Source organism: Erwinia pyrifoliae DSM 12163, from assembly GCF_000026985.1.
Lineage (GTDB): Bacteria > Pseudomonadota > Gammaproteobacteria > Enterobacterales > Enterobacteriaceae > Erwinia > Erwinia pyrifoliae.
This window is the reverse complement of sequence record NC_017390.1, coordinates 3,359,147-3,378,408: the sequence shown is the minus strand read 5'-3', so window position 1 is coordinate 3,378,408 and position 19,262 is coordinate 3,359,147. Positions and strand designations below refer to the sequence as shown.

19 protein-coding genes are annotated in these 19,262 nt (G+C 55.7%); 17 read left to right on the top strand and 2 right to left on the bottom strand.

The annotated features are described in order from the left end of the window. The first annotated feature begins 2 nt into the window (after positions 1-2). From EPYR_RS15430 to EPYR_RS15360, 15 genes are all read left to right on the top strand, one after another. Entirely contained in the window at positions 3-644 is a 642-nt protein-coding gene (locus EPYR_RS15430; RefSeq protein WP_012669311.1) for a response regulator, read from the top strand. Between the two features lie 361 nt (positions 645-1,005). Further along, positions 1,006-1,980 (top strand): sigma 54-interacting transcriptional regulator, encoded by a 975-nt coding sequence (locus tag EPYR_RS15425; RefSeq protein ID WP_012669310.1) that lies wholly within the window; start codon positions 1,006-1,008, stop codon positions 1,978-1,980. Positions 1,981-2,102: 122 nt separating this feature from the next. Then, on the top strand, positions 2,103-2,306 hold the full coding sequence (locus EPYR_RS15420) for a type III secretion system major pilin HrpA (protein WP_012669309.1): 204 nt from the start codon (positions 2,103-2,105) through the stop codon (positions 2,304-2,306). A gap of 68 nt (positions 2,307-2,374) precedes the next feature. Continuing rightward, the gene (locus tag EPYR_RS15415) at positions 2,375-2,737 is read left to right on the top strand and encodes an EscI/YscI/HrpB family type III secretion system inner rod protein (protein WP_012669308.1); all 363 of its coding nucleotides are present in this window, start codon (positions 2,375-2,377) and stop codon (positions 2,735-2,737) included. A gap of 6 nt (positions 2,738-2,743) precedes the next feature. Further along, positions 2,744-3,523, top strand: coding sequence for a type III secretion system inner membrane ring lipoprotein SctJ (sctJ, locus tag EPYR_RS15410; RefSeq protein WP_012669307.1), 780 nt, complete (start codon positions 2,744-2,746; stop codon positions 3,521-3,523). Next, complete coding sequence (locus EPYR_RS15405; protein WP_014539469.1) at positions 3,516-4,106, top strand: hypothetical protein; 591 nt, start codon at positions 3,516-3,518, stop codon at positions 4,104-4,106. Before sctJ ends, EPYR_RS15405 begins: the two co-directional genes overlap by 8 nt. Continuing rightward, on the top strand, positions 4,100-4,690 hold the full coding sequence (gene sctL / locus EPYR_RS15400) for a type III secretion system stator protein SctL (protein ID WP_012669305.1): 591 nt from the start codon (positions 4,100-4,102) through the stop codon (positions 4,688-4,690). Before EPYR_RS15405 ends, sctL begins: the two co-directional genes overlap by 7 nt. A gap of 89 nt (positions 4,691-4,779) precedes the next feature. Then, positions 4,780-5,004 (top strand): type III secretion protein HrpF, encoded by a 225-nt coding sequence (locus EPYR_RS15395; RefSeq protein WP_012669304.1) that lies wholly within the window; start codon positions 4,780-4,782, stop codon positions 5,002-5,004. Then, a complete protein-coding gene (gene hrpG, locus EPYR_RS15390; protein ID WP_012669303.1) occupies positions 4,991-5,422 on the top strand; it encodes a type III secretion system chaperone HrpG in 432 nt (143 codons plus the stop codon). The genes EPYR_RS15395 and hrpG overlap by 14 nt, the downstream gene beginning before the upstream one ends. After that, a complete protein-coding gene (sctC, locus tag EPYR_RS15385; RefSeq protein ID WP_012669302.1) occupies positions 5,415-7,445 on the top strand; it encodes a type III secretion system outer membrane ring subunit SctC in 2,031 nt (676 codons plus the stop codon). Before hrpG ends, sctC begins: the two co-directional genes overlap by 8 nt. 13 nt (positions 7,446-7,458) lie before the next feature. Further along, positions 7,459-7,653, top strand: coding sequence for an HrpT family type III secretion system protein (gene hrpT / locus EPYR_RS15380; protein WP_012669301.1), 195 nt, complete (start codon positions 7,459-7,461; stop codon positions 7,651-7,653). Then, a complete protein-coding gene (gene hrpV, locus EPYR_RS15375) occupies positions 7,646-7,996 on the top strand; it encodes an HrpV family type III secretion system protein (RefSeq protein ID WP_012669300.1) in 351 nt (116 codons plus the stop codon). The genes hrpT and hrpV overlap by 8 nt, the downstream gene beginning before the upstream one ends. 157 nt (positions 7,997-8,153) lie before the next feature. After that, positions 8,154-9,440, top strand: a complete 1,287-nt coding sequence (locus EPYR_RS15370) for a harpin HrpZ family protein (protein WP_012669299.1) — start codon at positions 8,154-8,156, stop codon at positions 9,438-9,440. A 113-nt stretch (positions 9,441-9,553) separates the two neighbouring features. Then, positions 9,554-10,021 carry a type III secretion system chaperone gene (locus EPYR_RS15365; RefSeq protein ID WP_012669298.1) on the top strand — a complete coding sequence of 156 codons (468 nt, stop codon included), beginning with the start codon at positions 9,554-9,556 and terminating at the stop codon, positions 10,019-10,021. Further along, positions 10,018-11,223, top strand: a complete 1,206-nt coding sequence (locus EPYR_RS15360) for a YopJ family acetyltransferase (protein ID WP_012669297.1) — start codon at positions 10,018-10,020, stop codon at positions 11,221-11,223. The genes EPYR_RS15365 and EPYR_RS15360 overlap by 4 nt, the downstream gene beginning before the upstream one ends. Positions 11,224-11,343: 120 nt before the next feature. On the opposite strand, the gene EPYR_RS15355 is transcribed toward EPYR_RS15360, so the two are convergent. Beyond that, on the bottom strand, positions 11,344-11,676 hold the full coding sequence (locus EPYR_RS15355) for a hypothetical protein (protein ID WP_012669296.1): 333 nt from the start codon (positions 11,674-11,676) through the stop codon (positions 11,344-11,346). Next, on the bottom strand, positions 11,673-13,025 hold the full coding sequence (locus EPYR_RS15350) for a pectate lyase (protein ID WP_012669295.1): 1,353 nt from the start codon (positions 13,023-13,025) through the stop codon (positions 11,673-11,675). Before EPYR_RS15350 ends, EPYR_RS15355 begins: the two co-directional genes overlap by 4 nt. Positions 13,026-13,223: 198 nt before the next feature. Between EPYR_RS15350 and EPYR_RS15345 the strand changes: the two genes are divergently transcribed. Together EPYR_RS15345 and EPYR_RS15340 are read left to right on the top strand one after the other, a co-directional pair. Continuing rightward, positions 13,224-18,740, top strand: a complete 5,517-nt coding sequence (locus EPYR_RS15345) for an AvrE-family type 3 secretion system effector (protein ID WP_012669294.1) — start codon at positions 13,224-13,226, stop codon at positions 18,738-18,740. A 61-nt stretch (positions 18,741-18,801) separates the two neighbouring features. Further along, positions 18,802-19,221, top strand: coding sequence for a type III secretion system chaperone (locus EPYR_RS15340; protein WP_012669293.1), 420 nt, complete (start codon positions 18,802-18,804; stop codon positions 19,219-19,221). The last annotated feature ends 41 nt before the right edge of the window (positions 19,222-19,262 follow it).

The window sequence follows — 19,262 nt, the reverse complement described above, 5'->3', positions numbered from 1 at the left end:
ACATGGATAAAAATATTCGCCTGATGGTAGCGGACGACCATGTCATCATGCGTGAGGGACTGAAGCAGATATTTTCGCTGGATGAACGTTTGGTGGTGGTAGCCGAAGCCGGGAATGGCACTCAGGTGATGGAAGGGCTGCGCGTTGAGCCGGTTGATTTATTGTTGCTGGATATGAGCATGCCGGGAGTCTGTGGCGAGGACCTCGTTACCCGCATCCATTTACAGTACCCAAAGCTGCCGATACTGATACTCACTATGTACAGCGAGCCGCAGATTGCGCGGCGCGTGCTGAAATGTGGTGCGCTGGGCTATATCACTAAAGACAACGACCCGGAGACATTGCTGGCTGCTATTCACCGCGTGGCGCGTGGCCAGCGCTTTATTGACCACGTTCTGGCGGAACAGATTGTTTTTGCCGAATACACACACGCGAGTGAAGCGATGCATGAACGCCTGACCGCGCGGGAAATGCAAATTATGCTGATGTTAGCGCGCGGCAGGGGAGTTAATCACATTGCCGAAGCGCTGGCTATCAGCAATAAGACCGTCAGCACACATAAAGCACGCTTAATGGAAAAAATGATGTTTACCACCAATGCAGACATCGTGAAATACGCCATTAGTCATTGTCTGATTACTTAGGAATTCTCTTATATTCGTCTCTGGCTCCTCCCCCTTTGGCAAATTTTTCTTAGCACGCCATATTTAAAAAATCCATTTAAAACAGCAGTATAAAATGGTCGCGGAGTGTAACCGCTTCCATTTTATGACCCGCTTGTAGGGCAATCCCTACATTGCCCCCTGAAGGTTCCTTACTTAATGTTCAGCCTATGACGATGGTTTCTTAACGTTAGTATGGGTATTTCTTAATGGCAGCGTAAACTCACAGTAAATATTATAGGCATAAATGTAATTAATTGTGTCTTGTATTCGGGCTGTAACAGGGCTGTGTTAGTGAAGCGATGTAAAAAAAAATAATGGATAGGGGCAGGGGTAATTTTTTATGAACATCAGGAATAGTGAACACTCGTCCCGGCCATGGCCGGGACGGAGAGAGCACATCTCTTTGACAGAAGAACAACCCATCGATATCCACGACACATTGTCTGAGATGATCAAAACAGTTGCACCTTTGAAGATTGATTTGGTACTGGAGGGGGAGACCGGAACCGGAAAAGACACGCTGGCACGAAAAATTCATCAACTCTCCGGCTGCAAGGGGAAATTGGTTGCGGTTAACTGCGCGGCAATTCCCGAAACGCTGGCAGAAAGCGAACTGTTTGGCATCAATAACGGTGCTTATACCGGGGCCGGGCAGGCGCGCGCTGGCTATGTGGAAGCAGCGGATAACGGTATTTTGTTTTTGGACGAGATTGACAGCATGCCACTTTCACTACAGGCAAAAATGCTCCGCGTGCTGGAAAACAGGGGCGTTGAACGTCTTGGCGGAACCCAGTTTACCCCGGTCAATATGCGCGTCATTGTCGCCACGCAAACGCCTTTGTTAACCCTGGTAGAGCGCGGCAGTTTCCGACGCGATCTCTATTTCCGACTGAATACCGTCAGTATTCAATTGCAGCCTTTACGGGCGCGCATTGAGGTGATCATCCCGCTGTTTCGTTCTTTTATTCAAAAGGCGGCGAGCACGCTGCAGTGCGCGCCACGCGAAATCACTCAGGAACACTATGAATGCCTGTTGAGTTATAGCTGGCCGGGAAATATCCGCGAGCTGAAAGCCGCCGCTGAACGTTTCGTGCTGGGACTCCCGCCGCTGGGTCTTTCCTGTCATTGCGGGCAGGAAAGACCGCAGTTGAAAGAGCTGATGCGGCGCATTGAGAAGAACGTGATCCATGATTGCCTGGTGCGTCACGGTCACAGCATTGATGATGCGGCGCAGGAATTGGGCATTCCGTTACGCACGCTATATCACCGCATCAAATTATTGAACGTGGCTACCAGCCGGGTTATCGGCCAGTAAACGCAGCGAAAAAAAATAAAAATATGGCGTTTCACGGGAACCGATCGAAACTGTCCGCCACTTAATTAACGAACATTGTGTGATGTTCTTGAAACGCAACCTCAATAATTGGAGAGATTAAAATGAGCGGTCTTCTTACAAGCGCAAGCAGTTCAGCATCTAAAACTCTTGAATCAGCAATGGGTCAGTCACTGACCGAGTCTGCCAATGCGCAGGCGTCTAAAATGAAGATGGATACCCAGAACTCCATCCTTGATGGCAAAATGGACTCTGCTTCTAAGTCCTTGAACTCTGGCCACAACGCGGCTAAAGCTATTCAGTTCTGATGATTAGCCGGGCGCCAGGTGCTTAACCTCCGCCCGGATTTTTTTGTCGCTGCCGATGAGGATGAGCTATGAAAATCAATGCCGGTAACGCCCAGTCTCTCGCCGTCAGCGCAGGGGATAGTGAGGTCAGTTCTGCCGCCAGCCACACGGCGGATGCTTCCTGGTTCAGCGCTGCGCTGCAGGCGCCCGCTAAAACGGCAAGCAGTGACAATCAATCCTGGATAAACAAAGTCACCAGCCTGTCTGAGACTGCCAGTGGCCATGCCAACCAGGCAGACAGAGCGCTGGCGAAGGTCTCGCGCAGTCTTGATTCGCAAAGCGTGATGGCCGCTAACCGCACCTTATCCTCCTATTATCTGGAGAGCCTGCTCAACGCAAAACTGGTTGGCAAAGGCGTACAGAGTCTGGAAAAACTGACCAACTTGCAGTAACCCCCTATGGCTAAATTATCTTTCAAGATACTGCTTTTGCTGCCGGTACTGCTGCTGGTCGGCTGCAATGACCAGGTCGAACTCAATCATGGTCTGACAGAAAACGACGCCAACGAAGTGGCGGCGGAGCTGGGTCGTTATCATATCCAGGCGGAAAAACTGGCCAATAAAGACGGTATTACCGTGATGGTAGATGCCGCAGAGTTAAATCGGGCGGTACATATTCTTGATGCGGCGGGTTTGCCGCGACCGGCGCGCACCAACCTTGGCGAGGTGTTCCAAAAGAACGGCGTGATCTCCACGCCGCTGGAAGAACGGGCGCGCTACATTTATGCCTTATCCCAGGAAGTTGAATCGACCCTGAGTCAGATTGACGGGGTGATCGTCGCCCGGGTACATGTGGTGCTACCGGAGCGCATTGCGCCGGGTGAACCGGTGCAGCCCGCCAGCGCAGCGGTGTTTATCAAATATCGCCCCGATCTCGACCCCGACATTATCGAACCGCGCATCCGGCGCATGGTTGCCAGCAGCCTGCCGGGCCTGGCCGGTCGGTCAGACAAAGATCTGGCGATTGTCTTCGTTCCCGCCGAGAGTTATCAGGATAAACCGCCGAAGGTGTCCTTTGGTCCGTTTTTGGTCACGCCAGAGCAATCGGCACAGTTAAGCTGGCTGAGCGGCATGATTGGCGTGCTGATCCTGATGGTGGTAGCGGGCGTGCTGGGTTGGCCGCACTGGCAACGCTATCGTCAACGGCAGCAACCGCCGCCGGGGCAGAAAGATGAGTGAAATGCCCGCTGCTGACGATGCAGGGCTACGCTGGCTGCGCTGGTGGTGCATTGACTGCTGGCTGACGGCCGATCCGCAGTGGCGGCAGGCCAGTTTTTACCAGCTTGAGGCTACCCGGCTGGCGGCGCTGGCCCGCACCCATCATGCGATGATTTGCCAGCAGCTTCAGCTGGCAACGGCGCTTACCCCCGTCGATGGCGATCTGTTGGCATGGCTCAATCTAACGCTGTCGCAACGCCAGCTGGCTTTAAGGCTGGCGGCGGAAGTGTGCTGGCGTGGCAGTACCCAAACCACGCTGCTGCCGGAACAACAGCGCTGGTGTCGGCGTATTGCCCAAGGGATGCGCCCCGGGCTGTGGCTACCCATGCTTGACGGGTTACCCGGCGATGAGGGCGATATCAAGGGTTTGTGGCTGCTGAATATGCGCGCCGGGCCGCAGTGCTGGCCAAGGTTACGGCTATCCTTCCCGCAAGAAGCGGTACAGGCGGTGGAGCAGCTGCCGACAATAGCCGAATTTCCTGTCCGTCTGCTACCGCTGTGGCAGGCGGTTTTCTGGTATGCCTCGCAGGAGCCACTATGTTGACGCGTAAAAGAATTACCCTGCTGAACGCGGAGGCCGATCTGGCACCCGTGATCGGTCAGGCACAGCTGTGCATTCAGCAGCAGGGGCAGGAGATCCTGCAGCAGGCCCGGCAACAGGCACAGGCGATGCTGGAAGAAGCGGAGCGGCAGAAAGAAGCCGAGATGTTGAGTGCGCAACAGCGCGCCGAGCAGGCCTTCTGGCAGCAGGCAGATACGCTGCTGCAAAGCTGGCAGCAGCAATATCAGCAGCTGGAGGAACAGGTGCTTGACGTGATGGACAGCGTGCTGACGCAGGCGCTTAGCCAGTTGCTGACTGAAGTACCGCAAACACAGCGGCTGGCGGCGCTATTACGTCAACTGCTGCGGGCAAAAACCCTGGCTGAACAGGGCAGCCTTTATTGTCATCCGGCACAGCAGGTTGAGATCGCCGACTGGTTACGCAGTCATGCCCACCTGGCCTGGCAGCTACAGCCGGATGAGTCGCTGGCGCAAGATAGCCTGAAACTGGTCACCGCTAACGGTGAATTGTGCCTTGACTGGCAGCAGGCGGTGCGCCATTTACTCCCTCCTCAGGCAGCGTGCTAAGCCGCTACAAAAAACTTCACTTCACCACGGAACTCCGCCGCGCCCCATCCCACTCAATGACAGGACCCACTCAATGAGAGAGTTTAATTATGTCATCACTCAGCCCGCTTCAGCGCCGCCTGGACAGTCAGTTTGATAAAGCACAAACCCAACTGGACGATGCCACCCTGAATGCCAGTGAAGGTTACAGCCAGGAGGACAGTTTTGCCTTTTTTGAGGCCAGTATGGGACTTTCCAACGCCAGCTGGGCGGCGAGCCAGGAGCTGACGGTTAAACACGGGCTTGCTAAAGCCATCATCAATGAGATCAACTGAATTGCTACAGTGGGCGCAGCGCTGGCTCGACAATCCTGGCACAGACCAACAGCTAACGGTCGATGACGGCGTCGTCTGGTTGCAGCATCGGGCGGAACAGTTTTTTGCATTGGCAGAGCTGACGGTAAATGCGTCGCTAGACGATGAGTTGTTGGGGCGGGCGTTGCAGCTTTCGGCTCCGACCCTACGTTATTTTGGCCGCGATGCCGCCGCACTGGCGCAGCAAGGCAACAGCCTGATATTAGCGTTAGCTATCCGTCAGCTGGAGGTTAACGCCGTCTGCCAACAGCTGGAATCACTGCTTAATCAACGTGATGTCTGGCAGACAATGCTACAACAACCGCGTAGAAAAGCGGCAACCCATGGCGCGGTGCCTTTGCACAGCCTGGCATTTTTACCAAGGGGAAACCATGGTTGAGAAACGAGCGTTGCGCTGCCGGTTGCTGGGCGCGCTACTGATGCTGTGCGCAACACTTCCGGCGGGGGCGCAGACCCCGGCCGACTGGAAAGAACAGTCCTATGCCTATTCTGCCGATCGCACGCCGTTATCCACGGTGCTGCAAGATTTTGCTGACGGACACAGTGTCGATCTCCAGCTTGGCAATGTGGAAGACGCAGAGGTAACCGCCAAGATCCGCGCTGATAACGCCAGCGCTTTCCTCGACAGGCTGGCGCTGGAGCACCATTTCCAGTGGTTTGTTTACAACAATACGCTGTACGTCAGCCCACAGGACGAGCAAAGCTCGGAACGTCTGGAGATCTCCCCGGACGCCGCACCGGATATCAAGCAGGCGCTAAGCGGTATTGGCCTGCTTGATCCGCGTTTTGGCTGGGGAGAACTGCCGGATGATGGCGTGGTGCTGGTGACCGGGCCGCCGCAATACCTGGAGCTGGTTAAGCGCTTCAGTGAGCAACGCGAAAAGAAAGAAGACCGACGTAAAGTCATGACCTTCCCGCTACGCTATGCGTCGGTGGCCGACCGCACCATTCATTACCGTGACCAGACGGTGGTGATCCCCGGCGTTGCCACCATGCTGAATGAGCTGATGAACGGTAAACGCGCAGCGCCGGCCAGCGCCAGCGGCAGTGACAGTGCGCCGGGAGGCCCGGATACCACCAGCATGATGCAGAATACCCAGACGTTACTGTCGCGTTTATCAAGCCGTAATAAATCTGCCAACAAGGCGGGCGGCAGGGATAGCGATATTGACGATGTAAGCGGCCGCATCTCTGCCGATGTGCGCAACAATGCGCTGTTGATCCGCGATGACGATAAACGGCGCGATGAATACAGCCAGCTGATCGCCAAAATTGATGTGCCGCAGAATCTGGTTGAGATTGACGCGGTGATTCTGGACATCGACCGCACGGCGTTAAACCGACTGGAAGCCAACTGGCAGGCCACATTAGGCGGTGTGACCGGCGGCAGCTCGCTGATGTCCGGCAGCGGTACGCTGTTTGTCAGCGACTTTAAACGTTTCTTCGCCGATATTCAGGCGCTGGAAGGCGAGGGTACTGCCTCGATCGTCGCCAATCCTTCGGTTCTGACGCTGGAAAATCAGCCGGCAGTGATCGACTTCAGCCAGACGGCCTACATTACCGCCACCGGCGAACGCGTGGCGGACATCCAGCCGGTGACGGCAGGCACCAGCCTGCAGGTGACGCCGCGCGCGGTAGGTAATCAAGGCCACTCCAGCATTCAGCTAATGATTGATATTGAAGACGGCCACGTACAGACCAACGGTGACGGGCAGGCTACCGGCGTGAAACGCGGCACGGTCAGCACCCAGGCGCTCATCAGTGAGAACCGCGCGCTGGTGCTGGGCGGCTTCCACGTTGAAGAGAGTGCCGATCGCGATCGGCGCATCCCGTTGCTGGGCGATATTCCCTGGATTGGTCAACTGTTCAGTTCGAGGCGTCATGAAATTTCTCAGCGTCAGCGCCTGTTTATCCTCACCCCGCGCCTGATCGGCGATCAAACCGATCCGACGCGTTATGTCACCGCCGATAACCGCCAGCAACTGAGCGACGCCATGGGGCGCGTGGAGAGGCGGCACAGTAATGTGAATCAGCATGACGTGGTGGAAAACGCCCTGCGCGATCTGGCTGAAGGGCAGTCGCCGGCCGGTTTCCAGGTGCAAACGTCCGGTACGCGTTTGAGTGAAGTCTGCCGCAGTACGCCCTCACTGCTGTTCGAAAGTACTCGCGGCCAGTGGTACAGCAGTAGTACTAACGGTGTGCATCTCAGCGTGGGGGTGGTGCGCAATATCAGCAGCAAACCTCTGCGTTTTGATGAGGCGAACTGTGCCAGTAAACGCACGCTGGCAGTGGCGGTGTGGCCGCACAGCGCGCTGGCACCCGGCGAGTCGGCAGAGGTGTATCTGGCCACGGATCCAAGCCGCGTGCTGCGCGCGTCACGCGAATCCTTATTGAATCGTTAAGAAAAGGGAAACTATGAAAAGCGCTTCCTGTTTACTGCTGGCGTCCACGCTGTTGCTCACCGCCTGCGCCGGACGTCATGATAACGGCCTGGAATGTACCTCGGTTGACTGCCGCCCGCAGTCTCAGGCTCGTCAGTTAGTCATCTGGTGGCAGCCCGGTTTACGTAATGGTCCGGCAGATTATACCCGGGTATCGGTGAATGAATAATCCTTGCCCACAGGTGACCTCGCTGCCGGCATTACTTAGCCTGTTGCAACTGCGCCAAAGCTGTCGCTGGCCGGTGCAACAAGGGGTGGAATTACTGGCCCTGTGTGGCGAGCGCGGGCGTGAGGTGATGCTGAACCTGCAACCGGCATTCCAGCCTGCCGGGCTTTACCAGCGGTTGCTCAGCCGCCGTGCGCAACAGCTGGAGGTCTGGGACGGATGCTTCCTGTGCCTTAACCGCGACCGGGTATTATCCTGCTGGCGTCAGCTGCCCGAATCCGCCATGAGCGATAAACAGCATATTGCTCAGTTGTTCAGTCTGGCGGGCATTCCCCTGAGCGATTGATCCCGGCAAGCACCTTTTCTTTACCCCTCTGGTGATTTTTTTCTCACTTTTCCGGAACCAGAGCGGGATAACCAGCACTCAATAAAGGCTTCGGCATGGCACGTTTGACGTGCCTGGTCGGCAGGGTACGTTTCAATTATTCATAGAGGAATACGGTATGAGTCTGAATACAAGTGCGCTGGGAGCGTCAACGATGCAAATTTCCATCGGCGGTGCGGGTGGCGGTAACGGGTTGCTGGGTACCAGTCGCCAGAATGCAGGGCTGGGTGACCATTCTGCACTGGGTCTGGGCGGCGGCAATAACAATGATACGGTCAATCAACTGGCCGGCATGCTCACCGGCATGATGATGATGATGAGCATGATGGGCGGTGGTGGTTTAACGGGGCTGCTGGGCGGCGGCTTTGGCGGCGGTCTGCTGGGCGGCGGTTCAGGTGGAGGCCTGGGCGGTTCAGGTGGAGGCCTGGGCGGTTTGGGCGGCGATCTGGGTAGCACGCTGGGCGGCGGCATTGGCGGCGGCATTGGTGGTGCGTTAGGCGGCCCGTTGGGTGCAACCGTGGGGACCTCTCTGGGGTCGGGCATCGGGGGCAGCGCCGCTTCCGGAGTGGGTTCCGCGCTCGACCAGGCGCTGGGTATTAACTCAACGTCCCAAAACGACAGCTCCACCTCCGGTACAGATTCCAGCTCAGACTCAAGCGACCCGGTGCAACAGCTGATGAAGATGTTCAGCGAGATAATGCAAAGCCTGTTTGGCGAGGGGCAAGACGGTACACAAAGCGGTTCTTCTGCCGGCAAGCAGCCGACCGAAGGCGAACAAAGCGCCTATAAAAAAGGCGTAAGCGATGCGCTGTCTGCCCTGATGGGTAACGGTTTGAGCCAGACCCTTGGCAACGGCGGACTGGGGGGCGGTCAGGGGGGGAGTGCTGGCACTGGCCTTGACGGTTCTGGGCTGGGCGGCAAAGGTTTGCAAAACCTGAGCGGGCCGGTTGACTACCAGCAGTTGGGTAACGCCGTGGGTACCGGTATCGGTATGAAAGCGGGCATCCAGGCGCTGAATGATATCGGTACGCACAGTGACAGCTCCACCCGTTCTTTCGTCAATAAAGGCGACCGGGCGATGGCGAAGGAAATTGGCCAGTTTATGGACCAGTACCCTGAAGTGTTTGGCAAGCCGCAGTACCAGAAAGGGCCGGGCCAGGAAGTGAAAACGGATGATAAATCCTGGGCAAAAGCACTGAGCAAGCCGGATGACGACGGAATGACGCCCGCCAGTATGGAGCAGTTCAACAAGGCCAAGGGCATGATCAAAAGCGCCATGGCGGGTGATACCGGTAACGGCAACCTGCAGGCGCGCGGTGCCGGTGGTTCTTCGCTGGGTATTGATGCCATGATGGCCGGTGACACCATTAACAATATGGCACTGGGCAAGCTGGGCGCGGCTTAAGCTGTCGCATGGCGGGCAAGCGTGTCTTGTCCGCCTCGTCGTTGGCTGATCGACTCGTGGAAGATCCTCATCCGCTTCCACGCCATACATCAAGGTTACCCATGGGGACTGTGATGGTCATACAAGATTTACTGAGTGCATTAGCCAGGCGTCTGGAAGCCGGATCGCTGTTGCTTGATGGCAGCCAACTTTGTTGCCTGCAGGTTAACGGGCTTGAGATGACGCTGGAGTGGCTGGAGCAGCAGAACAGGCTGTTTGTTTACCTGAGCATTGGCACCCTCGCTGACGCACAGCAGGGCGCGCTATTAGCCGATATCCTCGCCGCCAATCTGTTCCATTATGGTTCGAGCGATGGTGCGGCATTCGGTCTGGATAAAGAGAAAAACGAACTGTTATTGTTTCAACGTTTCCAGCCGTCATCAGTGGATGAGGCCAGCTTCGTGAGCGCCTGTGTGCAAATGATCGAAGTGGCGAAAATCTGGCAGGGCAAGTTATTGCACAGCCACGCTGTGCCAGCTTCAGCCCCGCGCATGCTGACGCAGCAGGGATTAACGTTAAATTTTGCCGGGAAAATCACATGAATGTATCTGGTTTGAGGGCTGGGCAAAGAAGCCCGTCCCAGCAAGCGGATCACGCTCCTTCTTCATCGACACAGGCCTCACCGGCGCAGACGGGCAGACGGTTGCAGCGGCAGGACGCGCTGCCTGCTAACAACCGCTATCATGCCAGCCAGACGCCCGCGACGCCGGATCGTGCGCGCGCAGCCGCCAGATACGCATCGGGGGCCAGCTCTTCGGCGGCGCCTGCTGCCGGGCCCGCTGGCCCATCTATGGCGCTATCTCGTCAGCACGCTAACCGTGAAAACCCGACGTTTGCCCGTTTTCATGATGCGATGCAGCAGTCCCCTAAAATGTTGCGCGCCAGCCCCGTGCCGGAAAAGCCGGAGAAGATCCCCGAGCGCCTGCAGCAAAAGGCCGACGCCATCGATTTGCCAGGGTTAAAGAAACTGGATAAAAGCCTGTACGAATATGCCAAACTGGCGACCGAACTGGTCAAGGAAGGAGCGGGACCCGATAACGACCTCGCTGATATGGATAGAAAGCTACTGCCGCTGCTGGCCGATGCGGAAAACGCGCGTAACCCGGGGCTGAATCTGCGCACTTTTAAGAGCAGCGAAGAGTGCTACCGGGCGATAAAGGATCAGAATAAAAGCGTACAGCAGTCCAGGCAGCCGATGTCTATGCGCGTGCTCTATCCGCCCTTGAAGGGCGCGCGTGACCATCGCGTGGCGTTGGACATCCAGTTCCGGCCGGGCCATCGTCCTTCGATTGTGGGTTTTGAGTCCGCGCCGGGCAATTTGGCTGAGCTTTTGCAACACGAACTTGAACACGCCTTGCGCGGAGCCAAAGTGCAGGTGGTGGAAAATACGATTCAAAACTCCCTAAGAGGCTGCTCAATGTTTGCTTTGAATAATGCCCTGAAGTCCTTTAAGCATCATGATGAATACACTGCGCGGCTGCACAGCGGTGAAAAACAGGTTCCCGTTCCCGCCGAATTTTTAAAGCATGCGCATTCGAAAGCCCTGGTTGAAGGGCACCGGCATCAGGACGCTATCGTCAGCAAAGATAAAGGCGGGCTGCATGCCGAAACCCTGCTGCACAGAAACCTGGCCTATCGTGCCGACAGGATCAACCACTCTTACAGTACCTCGATTGAAGGTTTCCGCCTGCAGGAGATACAGCGGGCAGGTGAATTTTTGGCCGCGCGAAAACAAAGAAGATAGCGCCGCACAGAAGCAGTAAAAAAAACGCATCGGCAGGACCGCTGCGTTTTTTGTTGGCACCACGCTGACGATCGGCCAGAACAGCGTGGCTGCAAAGAGCAGCCACGCTGATGAGGGCAACTATAATCCGCGATGCTGCTCTAACTGCTGCAACTCCAGCAGGCGATCCGCCAGATAACGGGTGATCCACCACGCCGTTTGACCGACGTTACCGTTCGGGCTGTCGCTGTCACCGGTAAGAAAGTCGGCATGCAGGCTGTCGACAAAGCTATCCAGCTCAAACTTACCCTGGCGTTGTGGCATCGGGCGGCTCAGTACCTGATGCAGCCGCTGCTTAACCTGTAAAATGGCCTGTTGAAAAGCCTGGTACTGTGCCGGTGACAGCCGCTGCTGGCTGTTGACCACATCAACCCAGCTTGCCACAGGGTGTTCCCGATCGGGTGTTATCATCATTTAGCCACCTTCAGATTGGCCGACATCGGCACTTTATAGTGGTTTTCAACGTTGCCCAGTGAGATATCACTGGTATTGACGTTTAGCCCCTCGCTATCGCTTTTAACGAACGAGAATTTACCGTTCTCTGCGCTGATATGGCTCAGATTCAGATCCCAGTTACCCTGTTGACCTCCGTTAGTGCGTACGAAAGTACCAAAGTCTTTGGCCTTCACGTTGTCAACGTTCAGGGTGGTATCAGCATTCAGCTGCAGGATCTTGTCAGAGGCGTGCTCAAAGGAGCTGTTGGTGATGTCAACGTGAGATTTTTTGCCAGCGCTGTTTGGCTTAACGGTTATCGCGTCCTCTCCCACGTTGGTGACGTGCAGATTGTCTATTTTGGCATCACCGTAAAGATGAATGCCATCCGCCCCATCATCGCCGATGGTGACGTTTTTCAGGCTGGCACCGTCTTCCAGCATAAACAGCGGCTTCTGGCTTTCCGACTGGCCGCCATCGCCTAATTCTGAACCGGCGGTGAAGGTTTGCCCTTTGCCATCAAACTCCTGACCCGCCTTTACGATGATGGTGTCATGCAGCACAGTCGGGTTAGCGCCGGCGCTGGTAAAGCCCACCGAATTTCCGGCCCCCACGCCGGTACTGCCGACAGGGTCAGCATGATCGGTGACCGGCGTGCTGCCCCCGGCACCGCTGGTGGGGGAAGAAGGGAAATCAAGCGGTGAGGTGGGGGAGGTCGGCGTGGACGGTGGTGAGAAGGAATTGGTGGGAGATGTGCCGCCAGAAGACGCTTTACCTAACAGAGAACTTCCCCCGAGAGAAGAGCCAGAAGACGCGTTGCTGGCAGGATAATTCCCCGCCGAAGAAGGGCCGGAAGACGCATCATTATTGCCGGATCCCGGCTGGCCGAACGTGTCACTTTGCCCGTCCATCATGCGCGCGATAAGCTTTAGCATGGCTTTCAGTAAAGGATTATCGCCGATCTGCCCGCCGCCCTGGCCATCGGGCGTGATGGCCTGATCCAGCCCGTTATTGCCCATCTCACCCAGCATTGTCTGGTTGACAGACTGCGGGGTAGTCCCTGCTGCGCCATTTTGCCCCGTCAGGCCGCCAGCGTTGCCCACTCCGTTGGTCTGGTCATTGCTACCTGCTGCTGCATTATCTGCCTGTGGCGATAGCAGCGGCTTTAACAGTTCTCCCAATAATTGCGCCATTTGCTCAATGGTTTGCCGATCGATGGGGTGCTGCCCCTGTGCTGAATTTGTATTTTGACCACTAAGTCCGTTGTCTTCGCCGGGCTTGAATAGCCCCTGCGAGGACGGGATACTGATGTTAAGCGTAAGAACTGACATGGATTTTCCCCTTTTGCGACGTCAACCAGCCGGAAGCGTGCAGCCTGTGCTGCATGAATTAAGTGGGTGTGGCGTTGGCAGGGTTCCGCGTACAGTGACAGTAAACAGACTTTTTTTTAACCGTGACGGGAACCGGTTGCAGAGAAATGCAACATAAATATAACTAATGTTTATGGCAGAGGGTGGGGGCAACGGGTCATGGTATTAAAGTTACAGGGGACTGAACACAAGACGGCTGTACAAATAGCGGCGCATAACCCTGTGGGGCAGGGCGTGGCCTTGCAACAGGGCAGCAGCAGCAGCAGCCCGCAAAATGCGGCGGCATCGCTGGCGTCAGAAGGCAAAAATCGCGGGAAAATGCCGAAAGTTCACCAGTCATCTACTGCGGCTGATGGCGTCAGTGCGGCTCACCAGCAAAAGAAATCCTTCAGTTTGAAGGGTTTTTTAGGGTTGAAGAAATCGTCTAAATCGCTACCGCAGACCCAGCCGGGCGCCACCCACAGCAAAGGGACAACATTACGCGATCTGCTGGCCCAGGACGATGGCGAAACGCAGCATGAGGCGGCCGCGCCAGATGCCGCGCGTTTAACCCGTTCGGGTGGCGTTAAACGCCACAATCTGGACGACATGGCCGGGCGGCCAATGGTGAAAGGTGGCAGCGGCGAGGATAAGGTATCAACGCAGCAAAAACAGCATCAGCTGAACAATTTTAGCCAGATGCGCCAAACCATGCTGAGCAAAATGACTCATCCGGCTTCAGCCGACGCGGGCGAACGCCTGCACCACTCGCCGCCGCGCATCCCGGGTAGCCACCACGAAATTGAAGAACTGCCGGTTGGCTCCACCAGCAAGGCGGCAACGGCCCATACCGGTAAGGGGGAGATCGCTCATGAAGATGACGACAGCGAGTTCCAGCAACTGCATCAACAGCGGCTGGCGCGCGAGCGGGAAAATCCACCGCAGCCGCCCAAACTCGGCGTTACCACACCGACAGCCGCCAGGTATCAGCCCAAACTGACTGCGATTGCGGAAAGCGTCCTTGAGGGGACAGATTCGACGCAGTCACCCCTTAAGCCGCAGTCGATGCTGAAAGGAAGTGGAGCCGGGGTGACGCCGCTGGCGGTAGCGCTGGATAAAGGCAAGTTGCAGCTGGCATCAACTAATCCACCCGCGCTTAATACGCTGTTAAAGCAGACATTGGGTAAAGACGCTCAGCACTATCTGGCGCACCATGCCAGCAGCGACGGCAGCCAGCATCTGCTGCTGGACAATAAAGGCCGCCTGTTTGATATCAAAAGTACCGCCACCAGCTATAGCGTGCTGCATAACAGCCACCCGGGCGACATAAAGACCAGGCTGGCGCAGGCCGGTACTGGCTCCGTCAACGTAGACGGTAAAAGCGGCAAGATCTCGCTGGGTAGCGGTAATGAAAGCCACAATAAAACCATGCTAAATCAACCGGGGGAAGCGCACCGTTCCTTACTGACCGGCATCTGGCAGCATCCGGCTGGCGCAGCACGGCCGCAGGGGGAGTCAATCCGCCTGCATGACGACAAAATTCATATTCTGCATCCGGAGCTGGGCGTATGGCAGTCTGCGGATAAAGACACCCACAGCCAGCTGTCACGCCAGGCAGACGGTAAGCTCTATGCGCTGAAAGACGACCGCACCCTGCATAATCTCTCCGCTAATAAATCCTCGGAAAAGCTGGTCGATAAAATCAAATCGTTTTCCGTTGATCAGCGTGGGCAGGTGGCGATCCTGACGGATACCCCCAGCCGCAATAAGATGAGTATTATGCCCGCGCTGGATGCCTCCCCGGAGAGCCATATTCACGTCAGCCTGCATTATGCCGATGCCCACCAGGGGTTACTGCACGGTAAGCCGGAGCTGGAGGCGCAATCTGTCGCAATCAGTCATGGGCGGCTGATTGTCGCCGATAGCGAAGGCAAGCTGTTTAGCGCCGCCATGCCAAAGTCGGGGGATGAAAACGAGCTGAATATGAAAGCCATGCCTCAGCATGCGCTCGATGAGCATTTTGGTCATGACCACCAGATTTCCGGATTTTTCCATGACGACCACGGCCAGCTCAACGCGCTGGTAAAAGATAACTTCAAGCAGCAGCATGCCTGCCCGTTGGGCAACGATCATCAGTTCCACCCCGGCTGGAACCTGAGCGATGCGCTGGTTATCGACAACCAGCTGGGGCTGCATCATGTCAATCCTGAACCGCATGAGGTTCTGGATATGGGGCATTTAGGCAGCCTGGCGCTACAGGAAGGTAAGCTTCACTATTTTGACCAGCTGACCAAAGGCTGGACCAGCGCGGAATCAGACTGTAAGCAGCTGAAAAAAGGCCTGGACGGAGCGGCCTACATTCTGAAAGACGGTGAAGTGAAACGCCTGGATATTAACCAGAGCACCTCCTCTATCAAGCACGGAACGGATAATGTCTTTTCCCTGCCGCATGTGCGCAATAAGCCGGAGCCGGGCGACGCCCTGCAAGGGCTGAATAAAACCGATAAGGCCCAGGCCATGGCGGTCATTGGGGTAAATAAATACCTGGCGCTGACGGAAAAAGGGGACATTCGCTCCTTCCAGATCAAACCTGGCACCCAGCAGCTGGAGCGGCCGCCACAAACTCTCAGCCGCGAAGGTCTTAGTGGGGAACTGAAAGACATTCATGTCGACCACAAGCAGAACCTGTACGCATTGACCCACGAGGGAGAAGTGTTCCATCAGCCGCGCGAGGCCTGGCAGAACGGTGCCGGGGGCAGCAACTGGCATAAACTGGCGCTGCCACAGAGCGAAAGTAAGCTGCAACGTCTGGACATGAACCCTGAGCACAAACCGGTTGCCACCTTTGAAGACGGTAGCCAGCATCAGTTGAAGGCGGGTGGCTGGCACGCCTATGCGGCACCTGAACGCGGGCCGTTGGCAGTGGGTACCAGCGGTTCACAAACCGTCTTTAACCGGTTAATGCAGGGGGTGAAAGGTAAGGTGATCCCGGGAACCGGGTTGACGGTCAAGCTCTCGGCGCAGGCCGGGGGAGTAACCGGTGCCGAAGGGCGCAAGGTCAGCAGTAAATTTTCTGACAGGATCCGCGCGTATGCGTTTAACCCGACGATGGCAACGCCGCGACCGATAAAAAATGCCGCTTATGCCACACAGCACAGCTGGCAGGGGCGGGAGGGGCTGAAGCCGCTGTACGAGATGCAGGGGGCGCTGATTAAACAACTGGATGCGCATAACGTTCGTCATAACGCGCCACAGGAAGATTTGCATAGCAAACTGGAAAAAATGAATTTAGGCGAACAAGGCGCAGAATTGCTTAACGATATGAAGCGCTTTCGTGACGAACTGGAGCAGAGTGCGACCCGATCGGCGACCGTTCTGGGTCAACATCAGGGAGTGCTAAAAAGCAGCGGTGAAATCAATAGCGATTTTCAGCCATCGCGCAGTAAGGCGTTGGTACAGAGCTTTAACGTCAATCGCTCCGGTCGGGATCTCAGCCAGTCACTGCAGCAGGCAGTGCATGCCACGCCGCCATCCGCACAGAGTAAACTGCAGTCCATGTTGGGGCACTTTGTCAGCGCCGGGGTGGATATGAGCCATCAGAAGGGTGAGATCCCACTGGGCCGCCAGCGCGATCCTAATGATAAAACCGCGCTGACCAAGTCGCGTTTGATTTTAGATACCGTGACCATCGGTGAACTGCATCAGCTGGCCGATAAGGCGAAATTGGTATCTGACCATACACCCGATGCTGAACAGATAAAACAGCTGCGCCAGCAGTTCGATACGCTGCGTGAAAAGCGGTATGAAGGCAATCCGGTGAAGCAGTACACCGACATGGGCTTTACCCATCCTAAGGCGCTGGAAGCAAATTATGATGCGGTCAAATCTTTCATCAATGCCTTTAAAAAAGAGCACCACGGCGTCAATTTAACCACGCGCACCGTACTGGAATCACAGGGCAGTGCGGAGATGGCGAAGAAGCTCAAGAATACGCTGTTATCGCTGGACAGTGGCGAAAGTATGAGCTTTAGCCGGGCCTATGGCGGGGGCATCAGCACGGTCTTTGTGCCTAAACTTAGCAAGAAGGTGCCCGTCCCAGTGGTTCCCGGAGCCGGCATCACGCTGGATCGCGCCTATAACCTGAGCTTCAGCCGTACCAGCGGCGGGTTGAGCGTCAGTTTTGGCCGTGACGGCGGGGTGAGCGGTACCATATCAGTCGCTACCGGGCATGATGTGATGCCCTATATGACCGATAAGAAAACCAGTGCCGGTAACGCCAGTGACTGGTTGAGCAAAAAACACAAAATCAGCCCGGACTTTCGTATTGGTGCCGGTGTGAGTGCCACCGTGCAGGGTACGCTAAAAAACAGCCTGAAGTTTAAGCTGACCGAAGATGAGCTGCCTGACTTTATTCATGGCTTGACGCATGGCACGTTGACCCCGGCAGAGCTGCTGCAAAAGGGGATCGAACATCAGATGAAGCAGGGCAGTAATCTGACGTTTAGCGTCGATACCTCGGCAACTCTGGATCTGCGCGCCGGTATCGATCTGACCGAAGACGGCAGTAAACCGAATGGCGTCACTGCCCGTGTTTCTGCCGGGGTAAGTGCATCGGCAAACCTGGTTGCCGGCTCGCGTGAACGCAGTTTCACCTCTGGCGAGTTTGGCAGCACGACTGCGGCCAGCAATAACCGCCCAACCTTTCTTAATGGGGGCAACGTCGGCGCCAACCTGACGGCTGCTTTAGGTGTTGCCCATTCGTCCACGCATGAAGGGAAACCGGTCGGAACCTTCCCGGCGTTTACCTCGACTAACGTTTCGGCAGCGCTGGCGCTGGATAACCGAACCTCGCAGAGTATCAGCCTGGAAATGAAGCGTGCGGAGCCGGTGACCAGCAATGATATCAGCGAACTGACCTCCACGCTGGGTAAACACTTCAAGGATACCTCCACGACGAAGATGCTTGCCGCTCTCAAAGAGTTAGATGACGCTAAACCCGCTGAACAGTTGCATATCTTACAACAGCATTTTAGTGCAAAAGATGTCGTCGGTGATGAACGTTATGAAGCGGTGCACAGCCTGCAAAAGCTGGCATTACGTCAACAGGCTGCGGACAGCAACAGCATGGAATTAGGCTCTGCCAGTCACAGCACGAGTTACAAGAATCTGTCGAAAATAAATAATGACGGCATTGTCGAGCTGCTACACAAACATTTCGATGCAGCATTACCACCGAGCAGTGCCAAACGTCTCAGTGACATGATGAATAACGATCCGGCACTGAAGGGTTTAATTAAGCAGCTGCAAAGCACGCCGTTCACCAGCGCCAGCGTGGAGATGGAGTTGAAAGATGGTCTGCGTGAGCAGACGGAAAAGGCAATACTGGACGGTAAAGTCGGTCGTGAAGAAGTAGGAATACTTTTCCAGGATCGCAACAACTTGCGTATTAAATCGGTCAGCGTCAGTCAGGCCGTCAGCAAAAGCGAAGGCTTCAATACCCCAACGCTGTTACTGGGGGCGAGCAACAGCGCCGCCATGAGCATGGAACGCAACATCGGTAGCATCAATTTCAAATACGGCCAGGATCAGAACATCCCTCGGCGATTTGCCCTGGAGGGAGGAATTGCTAAGGCTAATCCGCAGGTCGCATCTGCGCTTTCTGATTTGAAGAAGGAAGGGCTGGAAATGAAGAGCTGATGAGCATGTTGTTGCCATTAACAGAACCGACGAGAAAATCACGCAATAAGGAGCGACATTCATGACAGCGTCACAGCAGCAGGTTGAACGGTTTTTACAGTATTTTTCCGCCGGGTGTAAAACGCCTATTCATCTGAAAGACGGGGTATGCGCCCTGTATAATGAACAAAATGAGGAGGCGGCGGTGCTGGAAATACCGGAACACAGCGACAGCCTGTTGCTTCACTGCCGAATCATTGAGACCGACCCACAGACATCAATAACGCTTTATTCGATGTTATTGCAGCTGAATTTTGAGATGGCGGCCATGCGTGGCTGTTGGCTGGCGCTGGACGAACTGCACAATGTGCGTTTATGTTTTCAGCAGCCGCTGGAGCATCTGGATGAAGCGAGTTTTAGCGATATCATTAGCGGCTTTATCGAACAGGCGGCAGAAGTACGTGAGTATATAGCACAATCAGACGATAGTAGCGCGGCATAATATATGGGCGGGCTGGCATTGAGGTGCCAGCGGTCATTTTA

Bases quoted from the DNA above. Each gene is read 5' to 3' on its own strand.
- EPYR_RS15430 (WP_012669311.1), top strand. From the start codon at position 3: ATGGATAAAAATATTCGCCTGATGGTAGCGGACGACCATGTCATCATG.
- EPYR_RS15425 (WP_012669310.1), top strand. From the start codon at position 1,006: ATGAACATCAGGAATAGTGAACACTCGTCCCGGCCATGGCCGGGACGG.
- EPYR_RS15420 (WP_012669309.1), top strand. From the start codon at position 2,103: ATGAGCGGTCTTCTTACAAGCGCAAGCAGTTCAGCATCTAAAACTCTT.
- EPYR_RS15415 (WP_012669308.1), top strand. From the start codon at position 2,375: ATGAAAATCAATGCCGGTAACGCCCAGTCTCTCGCCGTCAGCGCAGGG.
- sctJ (WP_012669307.1), top strand. From the start codon at position 2,744: ATGGCTAAATTATCTTTCAAGATACTGCTTTTGCTGCCGGTACTGCTG.
- EPYR_RS15405 (WP_014539469.1), top strand. From the start codon at position 3,516: ATGAGTGAAATGCCCGCTGCTGACGATGCAGGGCTACGCTGGCTGCGC.
- sctL (WP_012669305.1), top strand. From the start codon at position 4,100: ATGTTGACGCGTAAAAGAATTACCCTGCTGAACGCGGAGGCCGATCTG.
- EPYR_RS15395 (WP_012669304.1), top strand. From the start codon at position 4,780: ATGTCATCACTCAGCCCGCTTCAGCGCCGCCTGGACAGTCAGTTTGAT.
- hrpG (WP_012669303.1), top strand. From the start codon at position 4,991: ATGAGATCAACTGAATTGCTACAGTGGGCGCAGCGCTGGCTCGACAAT.
- sctC (WP_012669302.1), top strand. From the start codon at position 5,415: ATGGTTGAGAAACGAGCGTTGCGCTGCCGGTTGCTGGGCGCGCTACTG.
- hrpT (WP_012669301.1), top strand. From the start codon at position 7,459: ATGAAAAGCGCTTCCTGTTTACTGCTGGCGTCCACGCTGTTGCTCACC.
- hrpV (WP_012669300.1), top strand. From the start codon at position 7,646: ATGAATAATCCTTGCCCACAGGTGACCTCGCTGCCGGCATTACTTAGC.
- EPYR_RS15370 (WP_012669299.1), top strand. From the start codon at position 8,154: ATGAGTCTGAATACAAGTGCGCTGGGAGCGTCAACGATGCAAATTTCC.
- EPYR_RS15365 (WP_012669298.1), top strand. From the start codon at position 9,554: ATGGTCATACAAGATTTACTGAGTGCATTAGCCAGGCGTCTGGAAGCC.
- EPYR_RS15360 (WP_012669297.1), top strand. From the start codon at position 10,018: ATGAATGTATCTGGTTTGAGGGCTGGGCAAAGAAGCCCGTCCCAGCAA.
- EPYR_RS15355 (WP_012669296.1), bottom strand. From the start codon at position 11,676: ATGATGATAACACCCGATCGGGAACACCCTGTGGCAAGCTGGGTTGAT.
- EPYR_RS15350 (WP_012669295.1), bottom strand. From the start codon at position 13,025: ATGTCAGTTCTTACGCTTAACATCAGTATCCCGTCCTCGCAGGGGCTA.
- EPYR_RS15345 (WP_012669294.1), top strand. From the start codon at position 13,224: ATGGTATTAAAGTTACAGGGGACTGAACACAAGACGGCTGTACAAATA.
- EPYR_RS15340 (WP_012669293.1), top strand. From the start codon at position 18,802: ATGACAGCGTCACAGCAGCAGGTTGAACGGTTTTTACAGTATTTTTCC.